The 25,569-nt window shown below is 56.0% G+C and carries 21 protein-coding genes, 1 tRNA gene and 1 pseudogene; 11 read left to right on the top strand and 12 right to left on the bottom strand.

The window, feature by feature from the left end; genetic code table 11:
- The first annotated feature begins 182 nt into the window (after positions 1-182).
- From FKW31_RS04730 to FKW31_RS04700, 6 genes are all read left to right on the top strand, one after another.
- On the top strand, positions 183-881 hold the full coding sequence (locus FKW31_RS04730; RefSeq protein ID WP_150177948.1) for a YggS family pyridoxal phosphate-dependent enzyme: 699 nt from the start codon (positions 183-185) through the stop codon (positions 879-881).
- 113 nt (positions 882-994) lie between these two features.
- The gene (locus FKW31_RS04725) at positions 995-2,977 is read left to right on the top strand and encodes a potassium transporter Kup (RefSeq protein WP_006115820.1); all 1,983 of its coding nucleotides are present in this window, start codon (positions 995-997) and stop codon (positions 2,975-2,977) included.
- Positions 2,978-2,981: 4 nt separating this feature from the next.
- Positions 2,982-4,136 carry a radical SAM family heme chaperone HemW gene (hemW, locus tag FKW31_RS04720; protein WP_150177947.1) on the top strand — a complete coding sequence of 385 codons (1,155 nt, stop codon included), beginning with the start codon at positions 2,982-2,984 and terminating at the stop codon, positions 4,134-4,136.
- A gap of 44 nt (positions 4,137-4,180) precedes the next feature.
- On the top strand, positions 4,181-4,615 hold the full coding sequence (locus tag FKW31_RS04715) for a DUF1489 family protein (RefSeq protein WP_035353660.1): 435 nt from the start codon (positions 4,181-4,183) through the stop codon (positions 4,613-4,615).
- A gap of 539 nt (positions 4,616-5,154) precedes the next feature.
- A tRNA-Glu gene (locus FKW31_RS04705) sits at positions 5,155-5,230 on the top strand.
- Positions 5,231-5,373: 143 nt separating this feature from the next.
- Positions 5,374-6,483, top strand: a complete 1,110-nt coding sequence (locus FKW31_RS04700) for a site-specific integrase (RefSeq protein WP_150177946.1) — start codon at positions 5,374-5,376, stop codon at positions 6,481-6,483.
- An 8-nt stretch (positions 6,484-6,491) separates the two neighbouring features.
- Here the strand turns inward: FKW31_RS04700 and FKW31_RS04695 are convergent, their stop codons facing one another.
- The 8 genes from FKW31_RS04695 to FKW31_RS04660 all read right to left on the bottom strand — a co-directional run bounded on the left by FKW31_RS04695 (position 6,492) and on the right by FKW31_RS04660 (position 13,333).
- Positions 6,492-6,833, bottom strand: a complete 342-nt coding sequence (locus FKW31_RS04695; RefSeq protein ID WP_089179600.1) for a hypothetical protein — start codon at positions 6,831-6,833, stop codon at positions 6,492-6,494.
- A gap of 340 nt (positions 6,834-7,173) precedes the next feature.
- Entirely contained in the window at positions 7,174-7,491 is a 318-nt protein-coding gene (locus tag FKW31_RS16330) for a hypothetical protein (protein ID WP_238332742.1), read from the bottom strand.
- A 270-nt stretch (positions 7,492-7,761) separates the two neighbouring features.
- On the bottom strand, positions 7,762-7,935 hold the full coding sequence (locus tag FKW31_RS04685; RefSeq protein WP_231888558.1) for a hypothetical protein: 174 nt from the start codon (positions 7,933-7,935) through the stop codon (positions 7,762-7,764).
- 306 nt (positions 7,936-8,241) lie between these two features.
- A complete protein-coding gene (locus FKW31_RS04680; RefSeq protein WP_150177945.1) occupies positions 8,242-9,837 on the bottom strand; it encodes a DEAD/DEAH box helicase in 1,596 nt (531 codons plus the stop codon).
- Positions 9,838-11,145: an SNF2-related protein gene (locus tag FKW31_RS04675; protein ID WP_150177944.1), complete on the bottom strand. Its 1,308-nt coding sequence runs from the start codon at positions 11,143-11,145 to the stop codon at positions 9,838-9,840.
- Between the two features lie 100 nt (positions 11,146-11,245).
- Positions 11,246-12,223 carry a hypothetical protein gene (locus tag FKW31_RS04670; RefSeq protein ID WP_150177943.1) on the bottom strand — a complete coding sequence of 326 codons (978 nt, stop codon included), beginning with the start codon at positions 12,221-12,223 and terminating at the stop codon, positions 11,246-11,248.
- Positions 12,224-12,226: 3 nt separating this feature from the next.
- Positions 12,227-13,078, bottom strand: a complete 852-nt coding sequence (locus FKW31_RS04665; protein ID WP_150177942.1) for a hypothetical protein — start codon at positions 13,076-13,078, stop codon at positions 12,227-12,229.
- A 3-nt stretch (positions 13,079-13,081) separates the two neighbouring features.
- Complete coding sequence (locus FKW31_RS04660) at positions 13,082-13,333, bottom strand: hypothetical protein (RefSeq protein ID WP_150177941.1); 252 nt, start codon at positions 13,331-13,333, stop codon at positions 13,082-13,084.
- 196 nt (positions 13,334-13,529) lie between these two features.
- Between FKW31_RS04660 and FKW31_RS04655 the strand changes: the two genes are divergently transcribed.
- The 3 genes from FKW31_RS04655 to FKW31_RS04645 all read left to right on the top strand — a co-directional run bounded on the left by FKW31_RS04655 (position 13,530) and on the right by FKW31_RS04645 (position 19,130).
- Entirely contained in the window at positions 13,530-14,177 is a 648-nt protein-coding gene (locus FKW31_RS04655) for a LexA family transcriptional regulator (RefSeq protein ID WP_150177940.1), read from the top strand.
- A 129-nt stretch (positions 14,178-14,306) separates the two neighbouring features.
- Positions 14,307-17,612 carry a Hint domain-containing protein gene (locus FKW31_RS04650; protein ID WP_150177939.1) on the top strand — a complete coding sequence of 1,102 codons (3,306 nt, stop codon included), beginning with the start codon at positions 14,307-14,309 and terminating at the stop codon, positions 17,610-17,612.
- A 1,020-nt stretch (positions 17,613-18,632) separates the two neighbouring features.
- Complete coding sequence (locus FKW31_RS04645; protein ID WP_150177938.1) at positions 18,633-19,130, top strand: hypothetical protein; 498 nt, start codon at positions 18,633-18,635, stop codon at positions 19,128-19,130.
- A gap of 366 nt (positions 19,131-19,496) precedes the next feature.
- Here the strand turns inward: FKW31_RS04645 and FKW31_RS04640 are convergent, their stop codons facing one another.
- The gene (locus FKW31_RS04640) at positions 19,497-20,333 is read right to left on the bottom strand and encodes an alpha/beta fold hydrolase (RefSeq protein WP_075632385.1); all 837 of its coding nucleotides are present in this window, start codon (positions 20,331-20,333) and stop codon (positions 19,497-19,499) included.
- A gap of 92 nt (positions 20,334-20,425) precedes the next feature.
- Here FKW31_RS04640 and FKW31_RS04635 point away from each other — a divergent pair, with 92 nt between their 5' ends.
- Positions 20,426-20,938, top strand: a complete 513-nt coding sequence (locus FKW31_RS04635; protein WP_238332741.1) for a MerR family transcriptional regulator — start codon at positions 20,426-20,428, stop codon at positions 20,936-20,938.
- Here the strand turns inward: FKW31_RS04635 and FKW31_RS04630 are convergent.
- Positions 20,935-21,627: a type 1 glutamine amidotransferase domain-containing protein gene (locus FKW31_RS04630; RefSeq protein WP_089179604.1), complete on the bottom strand. Its 693-nt coding sequence runs from the start codon at positions 21,625-21,627 to the stop codon at positions 20,935-20,937. The two genes, FKW31_RS04635 and FKW31_RS04630, sit on opposite strands and share 4 nt — an antisense overlap.
- Before the next feature lie 150 nt (positions 21,628-21,777).
- Here FKW31_RS04630 and FKW31_RS04625 point away from each other — a divergent pair, with 150 nt between their 5' ends.
- Positions 21,778-22,710 (top strand): SDR family oxidoreductase, encoded by a 933-nt coding sequence (locus FKW31_RS04625; protein ID WP_150177937.1) that lies wholly within the window; start codon positions 21,778-21,780, stop codon positions 22,708-22,710.
- 210 nt (positions 22,711-22,920) lie between these two features.
- Here FKW31_RS04625 and FKW31_RS16325 read toward each other — a convergent pair.
- Positions 22,921-23,192 (bottom strand): annotated as a pseudogene (locus FKW31_RS16325) (SOS response-associated peptidase family protein); the annotation flags it as partial.
- Between the two features lie 36 nt (positions 23,193-23,228).
- Entirely contained in the window at positions 23,229-24,365 is a 1,137-nt protein-coding gene (locus FKW31_RS04615) for a Fic family protein (protein ID WP_089179602.1), read from the bottom strand.
- Between the last annotated feature and the right edge of the window lie 1,204 nt (positions 24,366-25,569).

Below are 25,569 nucleotides of genomic sequence, written 5' to 3'. Positions count from 1 at the left end.
GATATGACCGCTGCGCACACACTTTCATGTCCGCTATCCACATCGCAGCAAGCTTCATCTTCTACCTCAAAGAATGAGTCCTGAGCCTAGGCGCCTGAAAAGGTTATCTTCCTCTCCCAACATAGGTATGCGGCGTTTGCGGCACTTGACCAAGTGCGCGTCTTCAAGAATTTTGACGCCTCATGGAAACACCATCCACCCTTCCCTCATCTGTTCTAGCGGACCGGCTTACTGCCGTTCGCCAGAATATTGACGCAGCAGCACACACAGCAGGCCGGAATCCCGCCTCTGTCACGCTGGTTGCCGTTTCCAAATTTCATCCGCTTTCCAGCGTGCAGGAAGCTCTTGCCGCAGGCCAGCGTGTGTTTGGAGAAAACCGTGTGCAGGAAGCTGCCAGCAAGTTTCCCACCCTGCGGGCAACTTACCCTGACCTTCGGCTGCATTTGATTGGTGGCCTGCAAACAAACAAAGCGCGTGATGCAGTACGCATTGCCGATGTTATAGAAAGCTTGGATCGGCCGGAACTGGCAGAAGCTCTGGCCAAAGCAGCAGATAAAGAAGGTCGCCTGCCTGAGCTGCTCATTGAGGTCAACACAGGCGATGAGCCCCAGAAATTTGGTGTCCCGCGTGAAAAAGCAGATAGCTTTATCCGCACCTGTCGCCAGCAGTTTGGGGCAAAGTTGCAAGGGCTGATGTGCATTCCTCCCGCCATGCAAGACCCTGTGCCGCATTTTAGGCTTCTGCGCAGCATGGCGCAGGAACATGGGCTCCCTGTTATTTCCATGGGGATGTCTGCCGATTACCCACAAGCCATTGCCGAAGGGGCAACTCTTGTGCGTGTTGGCACCGCAATTTTCGGGCCGCGGCCACCTTCTCCCTGATTTTCATTTTCTGGGTGGAAGCCAGTATGCCTTGCTTCCACCTATCTGCGCCCTTTATGCAGGGCGAACGGGGCAACGTGCCCCTGTAAGACTGACGTGGAGCCAGAAACACCATGACTGACCCCGCCAACAAACCGGCTGGTTCTCCTCCTACAGGAGATCAGCCGCATGTGGCTTCAGCGCCGGAACCGCGGCGCATTACGGAATTTGACGCCGACCAACCGCAGCACGCTGCCGCCCCTGTTGGCTTTGCCGCTCTGCTGGGTGTGTTGGGCGTTGTGTATGGTGATATCGGCACCAGCCCACTTTACGCCTTCCGCTCTACTGTAGAAGTTATTTCGGGCCACCATCAGGTTGCTCCGTGGGAAATTCTGGGCGTTGCCAGCCTGATTTTCTGGACACTGATCCTGATTGTCACGGTCAAATACGTCATCCTGATCATGCGAGCTGACCATAATGGTGAGGGCGGTATCCTTGCTATTATGTCCCTTGCCCAACGTGTGGTGGTTAACCAGAAAACCCGATGGATATTAGGGTTAGTTGGTATTGTAGGCGCCTGTCTGTTTTTTGGTGATGGTATTATTACCCCCGCCATTTCCGTGCTTTCCGCCATTGAAGGCGTGGAAGTGAGCGTGCCCGCCGCGCATGACTTTGTGATACCCGTAGCCATATTGGTGATTATCAGCCTGTTTAGCGTACAGTGGATTGGCACAGGCAAAGTTGGCACCATATTTGGGCCAATCATGCTGCTGTGGTTTGGCACACTAGGTGCGCTGGGGCTGATCGAAATTCTACATCACCCAGCTATTCTCACGGCGCTTTCACCTACCTATGCGCTGGAGTTCATCTTCTACCACGGCAAGCTTTCCTTCCTTGCCCTCGGTTCTGTTGTGTTGTGCGTAACCGGGGCTGAGGCTCTGTATGCCGATATGGGCCATTTTGGCCGTGCACCCATCCGTTATGCATGGCTCTTTTTTGTGCTGCCCATGTTGGTGCTTAACTATTTCGGTCAGGCTGCTCTGGTTATTGCTGACCCCAAAGCTCTGGCAAACCCCTTCTTCCTGCTATGCCCACATTGGATGCAGGGGCCAATGGTGGTGCTTTCTACTTTTGCAACCGTTATTGCCAGTCAGGCTGGCATTTCCGGCGGCTTTTCCATCTGCCGCCAGTTGATCCAGCTTGGCTATATGCCCCGCCTGCGCATTACCCACACCAATGCGGAAGAAGAAGGCCAGATTTATCTGCCAGACTTCAACCGCTTTCTGGCTGTGGGCGCTGTGCTGCTGGTGGTAGCCTTCCGCAGTTCTGATGCCTTGGCGTCCGCCTATGGTATTGCGGTTACGGGTACATTTATCTGCACCTCTGTTCTGGCCATTGTCGTTTTCCGGCGCCATTTTGACTGGCCAGCATGGAAAGTAGGCGCTGTGTTTGGTGGCTTCCTGCTGCTGGACAGCACCTTCTTTGCCGCCAATGCCCTTAAAATTCCTGATGGCGGTTGGGTGCCTGTGTTACTTGGCTGTGTGTTAACGCTGATGATGACCACATGGAAAAAGGGTCGCAGCCTTATTATTGCGCGCCAGCGGCAGGATAGCCTGCCCATGGGATCCTTTATCGCGCGCCTTCCGCAGTCCCGCATTATTCGCGTGCCCGGCATGGCTGTGTTTATGACCAGTACACCAGACTTTGTGCCCCCGTGTCTGCTGCATAATCTGCGGCATAACAAGATTTTGCATGACCACGTGCTCTTCGTAACCGTGCAGAACCTTGATCAGCCAGAGGCAGAACGCGGCCACCGCGTAGCTGTGGAGGAACTGGCCCCAGATATCTACCGCATTGTGCTGCGCTACGGGTTTATGGAAATGCCCAACATTCCCCGCGCACTGGAAGAACTGAAAGCAAACGGTGTGGATTTTGATGCCCTTCAGGCATCCTATTTCACATCTCGCGAGCTGATTACCCGGTCTTCTGTGCCACGTATGTCACGCTGGAGGATGTCTATCTTCCTGTTCATGCTCCGCAACTCTACCTCCAGCATGGAATTCTTCCGTATTCCGCCGGATCGTGTTGTAGAACTAGGCGTGAAAGTGGCTATCTAATACTGTGGAGCAGGACACACTCGCCCTTTATATCCACTGGCCATTCTGTTTGGCCAAGTGCCCGTACTGTGACTTTAACTCACACGTGCGGGCAGAAATTCCACAGGCGCGCTTTGCCCAGGCGCTCCGTACAGAACTTGCACACGAGGCAAACCGTTTGGGCCGCCGCCGTCTGACATCCATCTTTTTTGGCGGCGGCACGCCTTCACTTATGGCCCCACAAACAGTCGCAAGTTTGATAGATGATGCCACATCCCTGTTTGACGCGGCCCCCAACCTTGAAATTACGCTGGAAGCCAACCCAACCAGCGTAGAAGCTGAAAGGCTGAAAGATTTTAGGCAGTCCGGGATAAACCGTGTCTCCCTCGGCATTCAGGCCCTTAATGATAAGGCATTGCATTTTCTGGGCCGTCAGCATTCCGCTACGCAAGCACTGGCTGCACTGGAACTTGCCCGCTCATTGTTCCCCCGCATTACGTTTGACCTGATTTACGCCCGCCCCAACCAGAGTGTGGCCGCATGGAAAACTGAGCTGGAGACAGCGCTGCAACTGGTAGCAGACCATGTCTCGCTCTATCAGTTGACCGTTGAACCGGGCACCAAATTTGAAGCTCTTTATCGGCAGGGCAGCTTCAGCCTGCCTGATGAAGAAACAGCCGCTGAACTTTATGAAACAACAACAGCCATCACCCATGCGCATGGGCTGAATGCTTACGAAGTTTCCAACTACGCCAAACCGGGTAGTGAAAGCCGCCATAATCTGACCTACTGGCATTACGGTGATTATCTGGGCCTTGGCCCCGGCGCGCATGGGCGCATTACACTGGATGGCCAACTGTATGCTACGCGCAGGCACCGTGCGCCTGAACCATGGGCCGAACTGGTGGAACGCACAGGTTCTGGCCAGACATCTCAGGAACCACTTGTACCGCAGGAACGTGCACGAGAAATGCTCTTAATGGGCCTGCGTTTACAGGAAGGCGTTGCGCTCAAACATTTTGAGGCACGCACAGGCCTACACCTGTCTGAAACCCTAGACCCGGTTATTCTGGCGGCTGCGGTGGAAGAAGGTTACCTTGTGCAAACCCCCACCCATTTACACGCCACAGAAGAAGGCCGATTACGGCTGGAAGCCCTGCTGCATGCGCTGGTGCTTTAAAAATAGAGCCTTGTCTGATGTAAGTGACGCACTACATTGGAAAAATGCTTAATCTGATCAAGCTGGCTGTGGGTGTTGAATCACTCGAAGATCTGACTGAACGGCTGAAACAGCCCTTCAATACCTATGCTCATCCAGATTATGATGTTCCTTTACCGGTAGTGCACACACGCTCTTTTCCCAAACAAAAAGATGCCCTTCTGGATGGTGGTTCACTGTACCGCGTCATCAACGGGCTTATTCTATGCCGACAGCCCATTATGGATATTCAAACCACAACACGGGCGGACGGCACACAAGGCACACTTATCTTGCTTTCCCCCAAGATTATTCCCGTACAACCCCGAGCCATACGGCCCTTTCAGGGATGGCGCTATCTGCAAAGCCAAGATGCACCCACTGATTTGCAGGGCACTCCAACGCACGCCGTAGGCCTGCCTCTTTCTCTGCAGAAAAAACTGTTAGAGCTTGGCCTCTAAAATATTCCCTACCAACCACGAATAACAGCACGACCAGTGTAGGGAAGACTACAAAATTTCACCTCCCCCAATTCAATCAGGCAAGATGCATACTGGCCATTGAGCTGTTGAACTACGGCATTACCTGTATAGGGCGCCTTACAGAATGTGGCATTTCCTACTGTAACTGAACATCTATAATATCTGCCGTTTTCCGACGTTAAAGGCAGCACAGCGTCCCCTGTAAAGGGCAGGCCACAAAATACAGGATGACCATCAGAAAGCTGACAGGCCGCAATATTATGCGCGATGCTTTGCGCCAATACGGCTGTTGGGAACCCAAGACAGAAAACCATAAGACCTTTTATAAAATGCTTGGCTTGCATGTGTTTGCTATCCTCAATTGGTACTTATGCATGCCAATTGAACTGGAATGACCCTTTGGCAATATGCTGGCATATGATGGAATGATGATTTTTTCAAAAACCTCCGTAAAAGTCTATTTCCTGCCTTGACGCCCCTCAGCAATATCTCTACAAAGCGCCTCAACACAGCCTCTTGTCCCGTTCGTCTAGAGGCCTAGGACACCGCCCTTTCACGGCGGCAACACGGGTTCGAATCCCGTACGGGACGCCAATCTTTCCAATGACTTAGAGTTTTGGTCGCGGAATGATTGAATGCTTTTGGGCCCACCTCGGGCCCATCGCCAAAAAAGACGATAAGCACATGGTCCCAATGGGCCCATGAAAAGGCTATGCTGGGCCCAAGCGAGGCTCACTATGAAAGATCGAATCACTTCTGCCAAAATTGATCCAGCGACAGGCCGTCCGCTCCCGGCCGGAGTTGAATATCGCGGCAAGGGCCAGTATCGGGCCCGCAAGCGTATCGCAGGCGGAGAGCGGATCCATCAAACCTTCGGCTCGGCCAAACTGGCCCGGCGCTGGCTGGACGCGACGTCCGCCAAACTGGAACTCGGACAGTTTGAGGACATACGACCGCTGGAACGTCAGACTGTCCGCGAACTGGTCGACCGTTATGTGCGCGAAGAGATGCAAACCCGGGACAATGATCGCAAAGGTCACATCCCCGCTATCCTTCAGGACGAGATCGCGCAGCTTGCATTGGTCGATCTGACCTCCACAGCAGTCCGTGGGCTCCGGGATCGGCTGGCTGAGAAATACAGCGCTGCGACGGTGGTCAAACACCTCAACCTGCTCGCTGCGATCTGCCAGCATGCGATCGCAGAGTGGGACCTGCCTTTCTCAAAAAACCCGGCTGCCGCAACGGCGGTCAAGCGACCCACTGGCGCAGACAAGAAGCGCAACCGTCGTCTCATTGGTGATGAATACGACCGCCTTCTGGAAGCCATGGCACTGTCCCCTTGGCCGGACGATGCCATATTCGTCCAATTCGCCATTGAACAAGGCACCCGACGGGAGGAAGCCCTGACACTCCGTTGGCGTGACATTGACTTTGATCGTTATGCCTTGCCCTTGGGAAAAACGAAGACCATGCATCGCGCTGTGGAGCGTGGTCCGGAAATCCGTCCTCTGACACCCGGAGCCGCCCGCCTGCTTCGGTCCCTTCAGGCACAACGCAAATCCGCCCGGCCCGGAGATCTCGTCTTTGATATTGGTAGCAAAGATGCTTTTTCAGTCCGGTTCGGACGGATGACGAAGAAAGCTGGTCTCAAGGACCTTACCTTCCATGATCTTCGACATGAGGCGACAAGCCGCCTCGCACGGATTTACACCAACCCACTCGAACTTCGTCGCGTGACAGGTCACAAAGATATCAAGTCCCTGGACAGGTACTACCAGCCTCACACGGAAGATCTGGCCGCCAAAGCAATCGCGTATGAGAAACGCAACTTTGCCGATAAGGACTAGCGTTTCCGTCAGGCTGTCAGAAATGACAGCCTGATCAGAGCCACAAGCAACAGAGCAGCGATCACAATCCAGAAACTGAAATCCGGACTGAATACCAGACTCTCTCCGCGACCTCGCCGCTTTTTCCGGAGCTGCTTTCTCTCTGTTTCCAGAATCTTCCGCTCAATGAAATCATCAAGCGCCTTCACCGGAAAACACCGCACCCGACCAATTTTCACCGACTGAATTCCCAGCTCTTCATGCTGATTTCGTAGCGTTCCTTCTGCAAGACCAATATACGCCGCTGCGGCAGAGTAACGCAGCAGGCCACGAAACTCTCTTTCCTGAACTGTACTTTTATCCGACGACATAGTACATCCCTTCCTGCTTTAAGAGCCCACTCAAACATAGGATCCGGCAAAGTAGCACTATCAGATCCCCATCATCTCCCTTTATCCTGAACATCGTCACAACCTCCATGAAGGGAAGCTGACTTCACTCGATGCTCGGGGCCTGAGCCTCGAATCATGTGCCAATTTCCCTGTTACAATCAGGGTATGAGACATTCCTGAAACAGCAAGACGGTTTTTTCGCAATTGTTGACACCGTTCGGCTCCACTCCGGATACCAAAACGGATGTCGTGCGCTACCATTCCTGGCGCGGGAGTTCCGTTTCCGGTCACCCCACGCCTCAGACATCGGTCCTTGTCCTTAGAGCGACATCTCTCTGTCACGCCCGTCGTCAGCGATCCGGCCCACCAGAGACTGGCAGAGTGCCTTCAGGTCTTCCGGACGCGCCAAAAGATCGAGAAAGATGCAGACCGGGGTGATGCCAACACGGCGGTAGAAGGCTTCACGCCGCTCGAAGCGCTCCAGTCCCCGGCGCTCATGATCGTTGCGGGTGATGCGGTTCACACCGCAGCAGCCGATCACCTCGATAAAGCAGGCGGCATCTCGACGTCGCAGCGTCAGATCCGCTTTCTCGGGCCCCACATCAGGCATGATCGGCTGGTGAAGATCTATTTCCATATCATGATGTTTGAGAGAATCCAGTATCTGATACACGATGCGTTCAGGCAGGGATTCCAGCGCCTTTCCATCCGAAGCTGTGGTTCCCGTGGGCGGCAGCTCGGGCCAGGCCCCGATAGGTGATGAGATCGGCTTCGGTGGGGTGAAAACGGGACAGCGTAGCGTCGTCTGAAGAGCGAAACATTCTTTATTTTCCTTATGAAACGAGAACAGACGCGATATGAGCGCGCCTGTTAATGGAAGAAAGGGATATGAGTGAGGAGGAGTGCGTCAGTCGCAGCCGGAGCCTTCGCCATCCAGAATCTTGCTGGTCACGCACCGGACCTTGCGTCCGATCATGCGGGTCAGGATAACGACGCCTTCTAGGATGCGGTCGTCCGTATTGCCCTCGAGCGATTGGCTTATGGCGAAGTCAAGCAGCCGATGCAGTGCTACAAGCTGCATAAGATCCGCCTCTACAGCGGAAGAAGTAGTTGTATGATCAGACATTGATGTTCTCGTTTGGAAGTATTGCGGGACGAGGAACCCACACGCCAAAAACCGATACCAGATCGGAAAAGAACAAAATCCTTTGGGGAATTTAGGGTGTGAGACCTCAAAGCCCGGGAAAAATCAGGATCAGATCACACAATAAAAACAGACAGAGAAATACTACACCGTTAACCCTGCCAGAGCTCGCAAGACTCGTTTCTGAAAAATACCAGCTCAAGCCGTTATAGATTCGAACTGATCGTATCAGCCTGAAAAGCGTTACTGTTTTCTCGGACGCGGAGGTGCCCGCTTTCGCGTGGCTGCGACCTGAGCGTTCTTTGCAACTTCTGTCCGCTGGGCTTCAGACATCAGGGCGGCGATCACACGGCTTCTTACACTGGCATCCGTCCCCTCGATGCGCCTGCCGGCAATACCAGCCTTTTCGTCGAGTATCGTGTTGATGTTAGCAAGTTTTTCAATCAGCACCTTGGCCACATACTCATCCAGATTCTGCCTATCCGGCATATGCGCCAGCAGAGTGATGATGTGATAGCCTTTCGCCGCCTGACCTGCCCGGTGCCCGCGATCCTCGGCCTGATGCATTGCCGCCGGCACCCAGTCCAGTTCGGCAAACACACAGGTATCAGCACGATGTAGGGTCAGAGCCTCGCCCGCTGCATTGATCGAACCCAGAAAGATCTCGACTTCCCCTTTTTGAAACATTTGCTCTGCGTCCGCACGCTCACGATCAGGCGTCTCGCCATGGACCGTCACAACGGATCGGCCGCGCCTGCGAAGCTGTTTTTCCAGTTCCGCAATCACGCCACGATGATGCGCGAAGACCAGACATGCCCCTTTCGCCTCGACCACGTCATCAATCAGATCCACCGTGGCCGGATTGGCAATCTTGGCAAGACCCAGCCATTTGCGAGCAGACGAGAGTAGCCCCATGATGGCCTTTGCAATACCGCCGGATGTAGCGCCCCTCGCAATCGCCCGCCCAAGCGTCTGAGCGATCTGAGCCATGACCTCGTCATAGTGCCACAGGGCTTCCCCTTGCGGTGCGATCTCCACCCACTGCCTTATCTTGTCCGGCAGATCGAGCACATCGGCCTTGAGCCGTCTCACCATGATCGTCTTGAAGATTTCCGCTACTGCTGCATCCTGCGCAGCATTTCGGTCCGATCTTCGGTGACCCTGGGCCAGTGCTCCTGCGAGACGATCTTTGGCACCGGGAAGAATGGCCTCGATCAGGCTGGCCCCCTCTCCGCCGTGGTTGCGCAAAGGGGTGCCGGTCTGGAGAACCGCACCCCGTGAGCGATCCTCGATAAGGGTACGAACAGCACGGGTACGCCCGGCATCCCTGTTCTTGATACGATGGGCCTCGTCGGCAAAAACCACGTCGGGTTGCCACGCCATCAGCGCATGCAGCATTTCGGAAGACAGGCGTCGGCCCATCCGATGCAGGAGCGTCATCGTCTGGCTGCTGATCCCCCGACCGGCTGGCATCACCAGATTGCGTAACACATTTCCAATCTCGGCATTAATTCTTGCGTCAAAATGAAAAGGCGTGAACTTGCCATCACCCTCATCGCGTCCCTCTTCTGCAGCCAGCTGGCTGGCACTTTTCCTGTCTTTACCTGGCGCCTCGGCTGCTGCACGAACCCGATAATGACCGGCTTCCCGCAGCTTCGCCCGAAGCCAGCTCGCCGTTGCAGCGTCCGGTGGCGTAAACTTTCCGCTCCGGGCGGTCAGAACATCATAGGTGACGATTACCCACCCGGCATCGGGCAGATCCGTCAGATCCTGAAGAGATTCCTCGACATGAAAAATGCGGTCTGTTCCGGACCAGCCTCTGATTTCCCGGTCCCACACCTACCGGGCATTCGCGGGAGCAACGACGAGAACGCGCTGAGCGCTGCACCCCACGGCAGCACCAATGGCAGTCCCCGTCTTCCCCAGCCCCATCTCGTCCCCCAGAATACCCCGCATATCCCGATCGAGCAGGAACCGGATGCCGTCCTTCTGGTGCGCAAAAAATCTGTAACTGTTTTCTGCGGGCTTCTCCCAACCCGGTATCGCAGAGAGATTTGCAGTTTTCGGATCCAAACGGGAGGTCGTCTTACGATGCTCCCGCACAGCCACCTTCATAGCAGCGAATGTTTTCGCAATCTCCGCCCACATGTCATCCGTTACTGTGGCGGTCGGCCCAACAGGCGTGCCGGGACGCACTCGCCCACTCGTCGATGCCAGCAGGATACGATGAAGCGGATTGGCCAGAGCAATGGTGACATGGACAAGGCCGGTATCGCGCTCAACGCACACCGACTGGTTACGCCACGCATTCTGCTGCGCGCGATCCGCCACAATGGTTTTCGTCTCGACGGGATGCAGACTGTTCCAGTGCTTCACCAGTTTTCTGACCGTTGTCATCGGCATAGGGAGGCTGACAAGACACTCCTCGTCCTGAAAATCATGGCACCAGGGAGACGGGGTTGATGTCTCGATCGCCCCGACAAGTCTGATTATAGCCGTCCGTGCCGCGCCGCCCGCAGCGACAAGAGTGGGGCGATCAAGACGGATCAGTGCCCAGCCCCCGGCAATCTCCAGGACTTCGACTTGGAACGGCCGATTTGTATCCCTTTCACGCATGGGCCTGATAGACCATGCCGGTCGCGCTCTCAGGGCCCGGGCTTTCACAACGTTGAGAACGTCCGGTGACGCTACGGACCATCCGGTATCGCGATTCCAGTATCCCCCGTGCTTCTTGATGATGTCGACGATGGCCTTTCCCGTTGACTCGTAGCGTTCCTCAATCGAAAACCACACAAAGCCGCCGTCATCGGAAACATACAGCGTCCGCCGTGCATCCTGGCCGATATACCAGGGAAATGAGTCGGTGATCTCTTTCCAGGAGACAGTCCGCAGACTGGCAATATCAGGGATTTCGATAGTTTCAGCAGATACCACGTCCTCTGGCGCAGGCGGATCTGCCGGAGAAACCGATGCAACCTTCTTGCGAGGCCGACCACGTTTGGGAATATGGGCAGCCGCGTCATCCACCCCAAGATACCGGGCGAGAGCCGCTGCAAGAAACGCCGCCCGCGTTTGCGTGCCACGCTTCTCATTCAGCAGATCGTCAAGTTCCTGAGGAAGCCTGACCAGGATCGGATTGGATGCCATTGGCGAATCACCGACAAAAACAGCAACTGATTTATCGTGCTATTTCGGTCATTCTGGGCACAAGAAAAATCGTTACTCTTTTCAGCTCCTGCCCGATTTTTCACTCCCCGACATAATGTCCGGTTTCAGCAAGATCCTTTGCGAAGGTCAGGCCGAACTTTTTCCAGCCGTCCCCGAAGTTGTCGTAGGTCGCCAGGAACACCTGCTGAGGACGAATGAACTGTGGGGCAAAGACCTCCAGCACACGCGGATCGCTGGCCCAGCCCGGCACCTGTTCGGGCGTCATCAGCACGGCCACCGTGATCCGCTGATGTCCCGGCTCGACCGTCTGGAGCGGGCCGTATTCCAGCACCCGCTGCGGTTTGAGCGTGTAGCAGTAGCGCGACACCGAGCTCACACCGGACGGGGGCGATGTGGTCCCGAGCAAAGGCGGGATGCTCACCGCCCCTATATGACCCTGTTCATCGGGCGGGATTTCAAAATGCCCGACGATCTCCGGACCGGAGCCCAGAAACAGGTCACCGTCAAAGCGGGTCGTTGCCTCGACATCGTCGGGCGGCGGCCCAGAGGGTTTGGACTCCGAGCTGTCGTCCAGATCGTGCAACCCCAGTTGTGCTGCCGTGGGCATACCGGGATGCGTCGTGTGAACGACCCAGGTCACCGACACACGCCGCACCACGCCCGCCGCCATCAGCGCCTGCACGAATGGCGTTGGTTCCATGCCACGCGGACCGTCGCCGAGCAGGACACCGGTGGTGCCCGCATTATAGGCTGCCCCCGGCTCGACCCCAGCCGTGTATCTACTGGCGGCGACGGCTGACATGGGCCAGGCCGCCTCACTATGGATGGCATCACCTCCCAGCCTGAGACAGACGCGACGGCTGTTTCCCTCCTCCAGATCGCCCCGGTCACCCGGCAGGGCCCGCAGCGTCGCCAGAATACCATCGGCTGCCTGCGCGGCCTTGCGGTCGTCCGATGCCGCACAGGCAGACGGGACGGAAGCGCCGGTCAGGGCGGTTGTGACCAGCGCCGCCAGCAGCGGTGCAGCCAGCAAGGATTTCATGGTCCGGAAACGCATGGCCTATTGCTCCTCCTGATTACCAACCAGTTCCAGACCCTTCGGTCCCCGATGGAAAACAAGCCGATGACGAATATCCCTGCCATTTTCCAGATTCTGAAAAGACCCGATCGTCCTGCGGAACACAGGTGACTGCATCCAGTCCTTCAGGTCCTCACTCCGGTAAACAGCCGTAGCCGTCATGACGTCGCGTCCGGCCCAGTCCCTGTCATGGGGTTTGATGTCGGTGATGCCACTGAGATGCAGCCCCACACAGACGCCGCTGACCTGACTGATCAGATAGGGATGCAACAGATAGAGGGGCTGCTGGACACCATTACCCTGCGCGACCGACACGCTGTTCGGCCAGGCCAGCGTCCCCAGCGGACTGCCGCGCTGCATGAACCCCGGCTGCACAAGCTCGTAGCTGAAATCGGGATCGTTATGCGGCGTCGTATAAATCGCTGCCGACGCCACGCCGCCGGCAAGAAAGCTGACCGGCACGAGATGACGTTCAAGCACCCCCCGATGCGTCATGTCGGTAACAATCTCCGGTGCCGTATCATCCGCAGGACCGGCATAGAAAATGAAAGGATGGCGATCGGGGGCCGTCCAGGGCGTCGATGCCATCCAGAACTGCCGACCGGCCCAGCTCTCGAAATTCAGTCCGGGTGCAAAGCGGAACGTCAGACAGGAACGCGTGTCGATCGCCTGATGGGCTGCCAGAACCGCACGGATCGCAGTTCTGTCACCAGATCCGCCACTGAACGAGGATACGCCTGTCCCGACCACTGCGAGGGCTGCGACGCCGCCACCGATCTGCGCGAGACGCGGCAGCCGGGAAAACATCAATGCGAGAGAGCGCAGCATGCTCATATGTCACAGCCCTCCCACGTCGCGGCACAGGCCCAGCAGATGGGCCAGCTTCCGGTTCAGCACACCACCCAGCACGATGATGCCCTCAAGGAGCTGGGCTCCTTCACTGTCGGCCTTCAGCGTATCGAGGCGACCGCGCAGGAGATGATGCTCCAGTTCCATCAGGCGGATGACATCGTGCAGTCCGGCATGCAGTTCCTCCAGCCGGGGATCGCGGAACGGAACGGGAGACAGCGAACGAACCTCATCGGTCATGACAAACCCTTCGACAGAACACGTGGTTCATGCGAGATTGGGCCCAGGATCAATGGAGACCCGCTTCACACTACGATGCAAATATATACGCATAACCGCATATACATACAAGCGTATTTTCGCTTAGTGGTCACTTTTCCCTATCACGGAAGAGAGATTGCCTGTGACCATCCGTACCAGACCGAGGCGCCGTCGCATGTCTGATGATCAGGCCCGCCTGCTCCGCGAACGCGGCGAGCGTCTCCGGCAGGCCGCCCAGAGTATCGGCATCACCCATGCCGCCAGGGCGGCTGGTGTGCCTTACACAACGCTGCGGGATTACATGAACGGCAGCGAGATGAAACTTTCTGCCGTGGCGTCCCTCGCCCGCGCCTGTGGCGTTTCACTGGACTGGCTGGCCTTTGGCGTGGGAGCGGGCCTCGATACAGGCAGCGAAGGCGCTCCCCCGATCCGGGGTGGCCATCAGCTCGTGATCCCCTGGCTGTCGCCTCAGCCAGACGAAGGTCTGCGCGTCGGAAAATCCTGGCTGGAAGCTACCCTCCCGCGCGACCCGGCAACGCTCCGTCTCGTCAGCGTCTCGGGGGACGCCATGGCGCCGACCCTGCGCGAAGGCGACCTTGTCATCGTGGATACCGGCTCCCGCACGGTTCAGGGCGGCGCCATCTTCGCGCTGCGGGTCGAGGGCGATATCCTGCTGCGTCGTCTGGAGCGTCGACTGGGTGGCGGAATCCGGGCTCTCGCGGACAACGATCGCTATCCGCCGCAAGAACTTCAGACCGGAGACGCCGCAGGTCTGGATGTCGTGGGCGAAGTCGTCTGGTCCGGAGGACTACCGCGAGGCTGAGGTCCGATACAGGGTTGAACGGAGAATCGTTTATACAAATAGTAAATTCTCCGCTTGTTATTGCGAGATATCGCATATAATATCCTAGCAAAAGCCGCCTGCCGTGCGGCCATGCTCAGGAGCGTCATCATGTCGGATTCTGCGGATATCACGTCGTCGTCCTCGTCAGGCGTCCATCTGGTCAGCTCGGATGTCTCTATCGGCAATGGCGCCGTCTGGACGGACACCGAACTGGGCGATGGCGGTGAACTCTTTGTCGAGGATGGCGGACTGGCCATCAATACATTGGTCGATAAGGGCGATCTGACCGTCGATGTCGGCGGCCTTGCCTCTGGCGTGACCGTCATCGGCAACTGGGATGAAAACGGTTATTTCGAGGTCGACGGCGGCACGATTACGGATCTGACGGTCACAGGTCATGGCTGGGGCATCGTCAACAGCGGCTCCATCAACGATGTTCTGGTGACCAGTAGCGGGTATATCGAGATCGCCGCTCTCGCGGACAATGTCACCGTGAGCAATGGCGGCGGCATTGAAGTGGATTCCACCGGGGTTGTCCGGAACCTGACGGTCGGCCCCGGCGGCACGTTTGGCATCCGCCCCGGCGAAGGGGGTGTGATCGAGAGCGTAACGGTCGCCAGTGGCGGGAGAATTAACGCCGCAGATATATCATCTGCAGGAGGCGTAACGATCCAGAACGGCGGCAGTATCGATTTCAGCGGCATGACCTTCCAGTCCGGGGGGAGCGCATCGCTGGAAGGTGACCCGGTTCTGACCGTAACCGAAGGAAGCGTTTCACGTTCTGTCTCCCTTGATGGTGATTACGCTGGGGAGCATTTCGCCCTCAGCGATGACGGATCAGGGGGCACAGTCGCCACTCTGGAGCCAGATGACGGCACCCCCTGCTTCTGCCGGGGCACGTTGATTGAGACTGAACGAGGCGAGATCGCGGTAGAAGATCTCGCCATCGGTAATCGGGTGCGGACGGCATCAGGTGCCCTGCGCCCTATCCGCTGGATCGGACACCGTTCGTATTCCGGCCCGTTTGTCAGGGGGAACCGGAACGTCCTGCCGATCGTCATCCGGGCGGGAGCGCTGGGTGGCGGCCTGCCGCGACGGGACCTGTCCGTCTCTCCGTTGCATGCGATGGCCCTGGAGGGCGTGCTCATACCGGCAATCTGTCTCGTTAACGGGGTCAGCATTCTTCAGGCGGAGAGCATTGATCAGGTCACCTATTTCCACATCGAGCTGGAAACGCACGATATCCTTCTGGCTGAAGGGGCGCCTTCGGAAAGCTTTATCGATGACGGGTCGCGCGGCATGTTTCACAACGCCGCCGAATTTCGTGCACTTTACCCGGAAGCCCTGCCGCTTCCGGCAGCCTACTGTACTCCCCGGATCGAAGAAGGGCCGATCCTTGAAACCGTTCGCGCACGCCTGAACACCGAAGTAGGGATAACGCCAGCTCCAACCTCAGGTGGCATCGTCGAAGGCTATCTCGACGAAGTGACGCGAACTGTCATCCGGGGCTGGGCCAGAAACCCTCAGTCGGAAGAGCCATTGCGCCTCTCTATCTTTGATAATGGCATTGCCATCGGGGAAGTCGTGGCCGATTGTCCTCGCCCTGATGTCGGCTCGGACTGTGGTTTCTGTTTCGTCGTGCCGGGTGGTCTCACCCCACACATGAGGCATGTCATCGAAATCGCGCAGGCAGATCATCCCGGCACGTCACGGAACTTTCTTGGCCATACGCCATGGATTGTAGACCAGCAGACTATCGGCCCCCATACCATCGCGCGATCAGCAGTGCCCGCATCGTCGACCGCTATGCGCGGCTATATCGACAGCGTCTCCCGCGACCGGGTCTGCGGCTGGATTTATGATCCTGCGCAGCCTGAAGAGTCAGTTGCCATACAGGTTGCGGTAAACGGGATGATTGTAGAACGGAGCATTGCCAACGGGCGCCGTCCTGATGTGGCTGACGCAGGAGCCGGGCCGGAACGGTGTGGGTTTGATCTTTTCTTCGTCCCACCCCTCTCATCATTGACGCGACAGATCATTGAAATCCGGAACGAGCGCACGGGAGCCCTTCTGGGGCAGCCGGTCGTGCTTGAAGCGGCCAACCAGTTTGATTCGGATCTTGAAGAGGCTGTTCGCAGGGCGATCGGCTCCGTTCAGAATGTGAAAGATCATGACATGGCGCTGTCGTTTCTGGCCGCGCAGATCGAGCGCCTGAAACAGAGCCATGCCGACCATCAGTCGGGACGCATCTGGAGCACGACACAGCGTGAACAGTCCCGTCGGGGGCTGGCGCTTCCGGAAAACCGTTCTCCAAGAGCGCTGGTCATCGACAGCCGCGTGCCGAACGCCTGTCGTGACGCTGGTTCATGTGCCATTCTGTCACATATGGCTGCTCTTCGGGCACTTGGCTATGACATCTCGTTTGTGGCGGCGGATGAGATGGGAAGCGCGTCAACGCCACAAATGGAACATATCGAGATCTGCGCGTCGCCTTTTTACAGTTCAGTCGAAGACCTTCTGCGGCGGCAGGCACAGAGTTTCGACCTCGTCTACCTGCACCGGCAGTCTATTACGACGCGCTATCTGCCGCTCGTCCGGCAGTACCAGTCCAAAGCGCGGGTGATCTACGCCGTCGCCGATCTGCATCATATGAGGATTGCACGACAGGCGGTGGTCGAGGAACGACCGGAACTGATGGCAAAGGCCCGGCAGGTCCGGGATGCAGAATACGCCGCCGCCCGTCAGGCCGACGTCGTTCTGACCCATTCGACCGTTGAGGCCGCGATCCTCCGGCGTGATGTGGCGGGCGTCGAAGTCCATGTCGTTCCCTGGGAGGTGGCGGTTAGAAAACGGACACCGGCGTTTGACACACGTCACGGGGTTCTCTTTCTTGGTAATTTCTCTCACGCGCCAAACACCGACGCCGCGATCTGGCTCGCTGAAGAGATCATGCCTCTCGTGTGGAGGCAGCGTCCTGATATTCATTGCACCATTGCGGGCGCGGACATGCCGGAAAGCGTTCGGCTGCTCGCAGCACCCGGCGTCGAAGTGATCGGTCCCGTCCCTGACTGCGGGGTTCTGTTCGACAAGGTTAGTCTCAGCATCGCCCCACTTCGCTCTGAAGCGGGTGTGAAGGGTAAGGTGCTGGACAGTATGGCTGCTGGCGTCCCGTGCGTGATGACACCGATTGCCGCTGAGGGAATGGAACTGCCCGGAGATTTTGCTGACGCGACAGGAGAAACCGCTGAAGCACTGGCTGCGCTGATCGTCAGTTTGCATGATGACTCAACGACGCATGCCAGAATGGTTCGGGCCGGGCGTCGCTTTATTCGACAGCGACATGACCATGCGAGAATTATCGACGCACTCGGAAGGATCGCTCGAGATAGAAGGGATGAACGTCAAGCCGGGTAACCGGTGTATAATCAGCTTTTGCGGGGCAAACAGAATATTATCTTCCAGACCAGAAAGAAGGCGAATGCCCCTGTTGCCCCAGCGGAAACAGGGCAGACAGGCTGCTTCCGCCCTCATCTGAGACGTAGGCGACATTGCGCGCGAGCCGGTTAGCGGACATCTTGTATCGTAGGCGTGGCTAAGGTTCAGGGCAGGATGTTTAAGATCAAGGAGGATAAACTCTTCGGAGATCAAACACGTGCGTTGTTGACGCTTGACCTCGCGGGCATGCACGCGTCCTCGCCTGCTGGTAGCGTCTTCGCGCTAGGTCTCACAGGTTTGCAAGGCACGGGCGTAACCGTGTGGACAGCTTGGCACGGAGAGCGAATTGCTAGTATCGGCGCGGCTCCGTCCCTGGTGGGTTATGCATGTCCTCAGCTCTAATCGGTTCAGCGTTGTGGCTCTCTACCCATCTTTCCCACTCTGGAACTGAGACGACAGTGCGGCCACCCGCTAACTGCGCGCCAGATGGAGCTCGCAAAACGAAAGCAACTACCGTTGGCGTCGGATCGCTTACAATTTCACGGGCATTTTCTAAATTGCCAGGGATGGTAGTCCGCCAAATTTGGCCGAATCGTAAGGAGATTTTGGTCGTCCGATTGTCAGTCATTTTCGCCTCCTTCTCGCTTCCTCTGGATTTCCCGATGTAGCCTTAAATATTTGATGAGGGACGCACGGTTAGGCCTGCTTTCCCGACAAGCGCGGCGACATTTCGGGGCTTCAGGTCTACCCATGATAGATCGTCTCAGAAAGCACGTCCTCTTTCAATCCGGTTTCTCGACCGGGAAACTGAATACACCATTTCGCGCTTATAAACGGGTGCGAGAGCAATTTTTCATATTGAAGGGCCTATTAAATATTTAACGGCTTGCGTCGGTTACATGGATTTTAACTTAATAAAGGCAAATGGTCGAGCTTGACCGTCTGACAGCTAAAAGCCAATGATGGGAAGCGACGGGCAGAATAAGGCGGATTAAAATAATGGCGATCAAAGCCACCGAAGATATCCTGCAACGCGACCCCCGCTTTGCAAATCTCTCTATCGCCGAAGACGGCAAGCTTCGCAGAATGACCCTTGCGGACCATCATGCGGCGGTAGCCAACATATGCCTTTCGGCCGTCACGCCCACGGACGTTGCGGCAGCCTTTGATCGTGCTCGAAGCGCGATCATCTACGCGTTCTTCGATTACGAGCTTCTCGTGGGGGGTGAAGTGCTGGCTCTTGGCGCCTTCGAGCTGGCACTAAAACATCGACTCATCGGGCATGGAGGTGCAACTCGTGGGACGCTTCGCAATCTTGTCGATAAGGCTAGGAAAATTGGAATTCTACCCGCGTCCGTCCCCAACCCTACAGAGCTGCCTGACCCCATCGAAGCTTTGATCGCGTTGCGAAATGGATTGGCTCATGGCACGTCCGACACCCATGAGCCTGCGCTTCATGGATCGATCATATATTTCGATCGTAGCTCGTCTGCTTAATCATGGGGTCTCATACACTTTAGCTTTCCGACAACCTAAACTCTATTTAGCTATTTCCATATATTCTTGGTCGTTACTTTAGGTCAAGATTCTAGATTGTAATCCGACCGCTTTCTCTCTATTATTACCATTGAGCAGACATTCCGTTGTCCCCCTAAACAGCCCCTCGGCTCAGCAGAAACAAAGCTGACAGACTGTAGTCGCCCTCATATCAGACATTGTGTCTATCCGAGATATTATCGTAAAGCTGACCTTACTGGCTGATTTCAGCCCGGCGATATTGCGAGATTAATTTCACGTGGGCAGGCGAAGAGACGAAACAGCCCCCTGCCCACATTAAAACGCCACATCGGTATACTTCGGTCTTCAGCCAGTAATAAATGCCAGAATATCAGCATTGATGATATCAGCATGGGTTGTGTGCATGCCGTGCGGATAACCAGGATAGATTTTCAGCGTGCTGTTCTGAAGTAGCCTGTCCTGAAGAATTGCTGCATTTTTGTAAGGAACCACCTGATCATCATCCCCCTGCAGGACGAGGGTTGGCACCATGATTGCCTTCAAATCTTCTGTCTGGTCCGTTTCGGAGAAGGCCCTGATCCCTTCATAATGGGCTTTTGCACTGCCCATCATGCCCTGACGCCACCAATTGCGGATCACCCCTTCTGAAGCGTCAACTTCAGGGCGGTTGAAACCGTAGAATGGGCCGCTCGCTACATCCAGAAAGAATTGCGCACGGTTGGCTGCCAGCCCGGCACGCAGTCCGTCCAGCACTTCGATCGGTGCGCCTTCGGGGCTGCGATCCGTTTGGACCATCAAAGGCGGCACGGAACTGACGAGCACGACTTTGGTAACCCGTCCCTGCGGCTGACCGTATTGCGCGACATAGCGGGCAACCTGTCCGCCCCCTGTCGAATGCCCGACATGAATGGCGTTTTTCAGGTCGAGATGTTCCACAACTGCCGATGCGTCGGCCGCGTAATGGTCCATGTCATGACCGTCGCTCACCTGCGCAGATCGTCCGTGACCACGGCGGTCATGCGCAATGACGCGAAAGCCCTTGCTCAGGAAGAACAGCATCTGCGTGTCCCAGTCATCGGCGCTGAGTGGCCAGCCATGATGGAAAACGATAGGCTGTGCATCCTTCGGTCCCCAGTCTTTATAAAAAATCTCTACACCGTCGAGTGTCGTGACAAATGACATGATACTTCTCCTGAGCATTCAAAACTGATAATGCTCAGACGCTAACGTTGAACATAAGTTCAACGTCAAGATGAATTTGTAACAGAAGACTGATGATGAAGATTGGAGAACTGGCCCAGAAAACCGATCTTACGACGTCAAAAATCCGGTTTTATGAGCGCATCGGATTGCTGACAACGGTTGATCGTCGTTCCAACGGATACCGTACCTACCCACCACAGGCCGTGCTGCTTCTGGGACTCATCACAACGGCGCAACGGGCCGGATTTACGCTGGATGAAATCCGCACCCTGCTGCCCTCTGATCTGCAACACTGGGATCATGATGCGCTCATGGACGCACTGACACGCAAGATTGCGGATATTGAGGCGCTGCAGGCACGTCTGACCCAGAGCAAGGCGCATCTCCTTCGTTTGGTGGAAGATATTCAGGCGCGCCCCGAAGACATGGACTGCGCGGCTAACGCCCATCGTGTCCTGACGAATGTGCTTGCAGGACCTTCCGACAATCTGGACATCACACCGGACGATGTGCGTCTTCTGGACAGGACAGATCGTCGTCAGTCCGTGAGCAGAGGACGCAGCAAAAAAGCTGTTCCGCCTTAAATCCCTCCCAGAAAGGACGCGACTTTTCCTGCGGTCGCTCTGGCTGAAAAAGGATTCTGGCCTGTCACCAGTTTTCCATCCACCACGACATGGGACATGAACGGCAGAAGGGCTTTTTCGTAAAGTGCTTTTCGCGCCTTCACTTCAGCTTCCGCGTTGTAGGGTATTTCCCCGGAGACGCCCGCCAGCCTCTCCTCAGTCCACGAAAATCCGGTGATTTTGCGCCCGGACACCAGAAAAGAACCGTCTTCAAGCCGGGTATTCAGAAGCCCGCAATATCCATGGCAGACAGCGGAAACAATACCCCCCTTTTCCCACACTACGCGTGTGATGGCCTGAAGGCCTTCACTGTTCGGAAAATCCCACATCACGCCATGCCCGCCGGTAAAGTAGATCGCATCATAATCCTGCGGATTGATGTCTGCGGGACAGGCCGTTGCAGATAAGAGGGCCATCTTAGCCGGATCGGCCAGCCAGGCTCTGGAGGAGGTATCGCGCATCGGCCATTTCAACGCACGCGGGTCAAGTGGAACCTTGCCCCCCCTGGGGCTGACAATGCGCTGCTCATAACCTCTGGCGGCAAACACGTCCCAGGCATGCGTAAGTTCCGACAGCCACAATCCGGTCGGATGTGCGGGATTGTCAAAATGCGAGATATTGGTGGCGACGTGCAGGATACGGCGGCTCATGGCTTGTCCCTTTCATGCGGCAAGGTCCTCGGACGGCCATTCTGTAACATTCAAGGCCGGTTGAAGGTCAATCTGTCGTTTGACATTAAATCTAACTTCAACGTTAACAGTGTAAGGGCAAATCTACCTGCACAACGGAGGCAGCCCCACATGCAGACAATTCTTGGCGCAAATGGCCAGATCGCTACGGAACTGGCGCGGACATTGCATCAGCATCACACAGGGGACCTGCGGCTCGTGAGCCGCAATCCCCGCAAGGTCAATGACGACGACACGCTCATGGCGGCGAACCTGCTTGATGCAGGGCAGACGGCACAGGCGGTGAAAGGCAGCCGGATTGTCTATTTCACAGCCGGCCTTCCCCCTAACAGCACGCTCTGGGAAGAGCAGTTTCCGGTCATGCTGAAGAACGCCTTGCAAGCGTGCCGGGCGGCTGGGGCCAATTTTGCCTATTTCGACAATACTTACATGTATCCTCAGAACAGCCAGATCCAGACTGAGGAAACGCGCTTCGCCCCGGTTGGTCGGAAAGGACGGGTGCGCGCCGCAATGGCGTCCATGGTGCTGGAAGAAATGGCACGGGGAGACATTCCGGTGCTCATCGCCCGTGCGCCGGAATTCTATGGTCCGGGGAAAACACAGAGCTTCACCAACGCTCTGATCATTGACAGGCTGAAAGCAGGCAGAAGGCCACTGGTCCCTGTCCGTGACGACACACGTCGGACCCTAATTTGGACGCCTGATGCGAGCCGTGCTCTTGCAACTCTGGGTAATACGCCGGATGCTTATGGCCAGAGCTGGCATCTGCCATGCTGTGATGATCGACCGACCTATAAGACATTTGTCACTATGGCCAGCCGAGCTTTCGACCGCACACCTTCCTATTCGGTTATTGGTAAATGGCCACTGATCATCGCAGGCATTCTCTCAAAAAGGGTGCGGGAGATAAAGGAACTTCTGCCACGCTACGAGCAAGACAATTTCTTCGACTCAACGAAATTCAAACGTCATTTCCCTGAGTTTTCCGTCACGACATATGAGGGGGGTCTGCAACTGATCAGGAAGGAGTGGAGAGGCGGATAACGCGACTTCCTAGCCGCCTGCCATCGCTCTGAACCGGACTGGTAGAGACGAGTACTTATGCTGCGGACGTGGGATCAAAAAATCCGTCGTGCGCGGAAGGGTTCGTGATTTAGGTGACACTGCCTTATATAATGTCAGCTTCCTGAAGGCTGTTTCCGAAACCGGACATTCCACTTCCCCCCCCTTAACTATCATTCCAAAGGTCGCGGGGGGATCGACACAAGCAAGCCAGCCATCCGGTAAAAGCCGTTGTAATTGCAGCGCCTCTTCTACCGGCGTCTTCATCCACACATCCAGTTCGTCTAGTTGCGTCAGAATATACAGGCATCGCTTTCGGATAGATCGCGCCGACCTTCCTGTTGGCTTCAGTGGTCAGAAACCCGAACAGATCATCCGTCAGCCAGTTTCCGCACGGACGTCCATCGACGTCAGATCCCGGCAAAGAAAGCCAGCGGCTCTCCGTCGCTGCGGGCAAACCACACCCTGCAACGGCTCGCGCTGGCTATGACGCTGATCCCTCAACTGGACATGTTGCATCCGACCCGCGCCTCACGAAGAACCAGCACATAGCTGGTGCTTCTTCCTCCTGCAGCCTCCCTGGCCAGAATATCGCGTGATACGAGATCATTGATATCTCGCAGGGCTGTATCCGGGGACGTTTTTGCCAGCTTCGCCCATTTGGATGAGGTCAGCTTGCCCTCGAACCCGTCCAGCAGACGGTTCAGCATGAGGCGTTGCCGGTCATTGATCGATTGCCCGGCCAGACTATCCCAGAACCGGGCCTTCTGGATGACTTTTCCCAGGACCAGCTCAGCACGGTCAAATGCGCGATCCAGAGCCCCCAGAAACCAGTGCAGCCAGAGCGTGATGTCCATATCTCCTTTCTGAGTAGCCTCAAGGATTGCGTAGTAATCCTTCCGGTCGTGGCGGATCTGGGCTGATAGGCTGTAGAACCGCTGGTCTGTCTGTTCCGAACGCGCAAGCATGAGGTCGCCAATGGCCCGGGCCATACGCCCGTTTCCGTCCTCGAACGGATGAATGGTGACAAACCACAGATGTGCAATGGCTGCCTTCAGCACTGGATCCAGTGCGTGCTCGGCATTGCACCAGTCGAGAAAGGCCTGCATCTCCGCGGGCACCCTGCTGGCTGTCGGCGCCTCATAATGGACCTTCTCCCGTCCGACAGGGCCAGACACAACCTGCATCGGACCGGTTCTGTCATCACGCCACTCTCCCACCAGAATGCGTGCCATGCCGTTCCTGCCAGTCGGAAACAGAGCCGCATGCCAGGCGAACAGCCTTTCTTCAGTCAAAGACTCAGCGTTATGCCGGGTTGCGTCCAACATCATCTCCACGACGCCTTCGATATCCCGATCCACTGGCGCCAGCGCGCCAATATCCATCCCCAATCGCCGGGCAATGGAAGAGCGCACCTGCTCACGATCGAGGTTTTCGCCCTCAATCTCGCTCGACTTGATGACGTCTTCCGTCAGGGTCTGGAGCACGGCTTCCGACCTGAAATCGAAACCAAGACTCTCCATGCGCCCCAGGAGCCGCCCTTGCCGATGACGCACCGCAGCCAGTTCATGGGAGATGGAATCCTTGTCCCACCGGAAATCCGGCCAGTCGCCATACTGATGAATGTATCGCGTCATATTTCCTGCACTCCTTGCGGAGAATATGGCGCTTAATCGCCGCAAACCGCAAGGCTATATCCGCATGATATGCGGCAAATAAGTAGGGTCTTTCCCGCATCTGATCGAAAATCGGGGTGACGGTTGCCTAATCTATAGGTATTTTCGTCTGGAAATCCTGTGGATAACTTTTTTTTGGGGCGGTTTTGGGGGCGCTGAATGAGGGGCCACAAAAAAAGGGGGGGTAGAAAATGACCACTTTTTTTTCCGGATTTGGTACATGAAATACAGGGCAAGTGCCTTTTTTTGCCCCCGCGTAGTTGGAGGGGGGTGTGTCGTGTTACGATGTCGCATCGAAAAGGGAGCCGAATTTATTCGGCGATAGAGGAAAGAAGAAAAGAGAAAAAGCGTAGCAATTTCATATGCATCCGAAGGGTGCATATGAAATTGAGGTAGCGTGCTCTCCAAACCGGGAAAATGGGGCGTATGGAAGAGGAAAGGGGGGTGTCGGGCGTCTCTTGGGAAAATTCTGCCGGCAAGAAGGTGAATCGGGGGAGTGTATGGGCTTATATGGACGGAGAGGCTGTTTTTTTGCGGCTGTGATGGTGTGCGGGAGTTTTCGGTGGGGATGGTGCGGAGCGTTCGTTGCGTCTTGTTGTAGCCCTGTGTAGGGGGCGACAGAATCATGTAGGCTGCTTTAGGGTGCTATCTGGCGCATTTTAGGGTGTCTGGGCTGGTGTGTTATTATTACCGCAGTGTGGCCGTGTGTTTTGTACCACAAAAAACCGAACACTGTTGTAAAAAAGGGCACTTTTGGGATTAAATCCCAAAAGGCGGTTTTAAGTATTTTGGAATATCAATGACTTAGAGTTTCGAATCCGGAATGAATATGACTAAAAACACAGCCTATTTTGAGTGTTTTTCCTATGTTGATAAGTCTGTGGATACTTTGAGAATAACTTTGTAGGTCGCCGATCAATACACAGGCTTTCATGGACCGCCTGATCTGATTGGCGATGGCGTTTTCGAGGCTATGGAAAGGCATGGTGCGCTGCTGTGAGGAGCGTTTGCTGCCTAAGGAGGACAACATATCCGATTATGCAGTCACCGTCACACGATGTTCGGTTTGACTATATCTAGGCTCAGGACTCATTCTTTGAGATAGAAGATGACGCTTGCTGCGATATGGATTGCAGACATGAAGGTATGAGCGCACCGGTCATAT

The sequence above is a fragment of the Acetobacter sp. DmW_136 genome (assembly GCF_008690365.1).
In the GTDB taxonomy this organism is placed as follows: Bacteria; Pseudomonadota; Alphaproteobacteria; order Acetobacterales; family Acetobacteraceae; genus Acetobacter; species Acetobacter oryzifermentans.
This window is presented reverse-complemented; position numbering and strand designations above follow the sequence as displayed.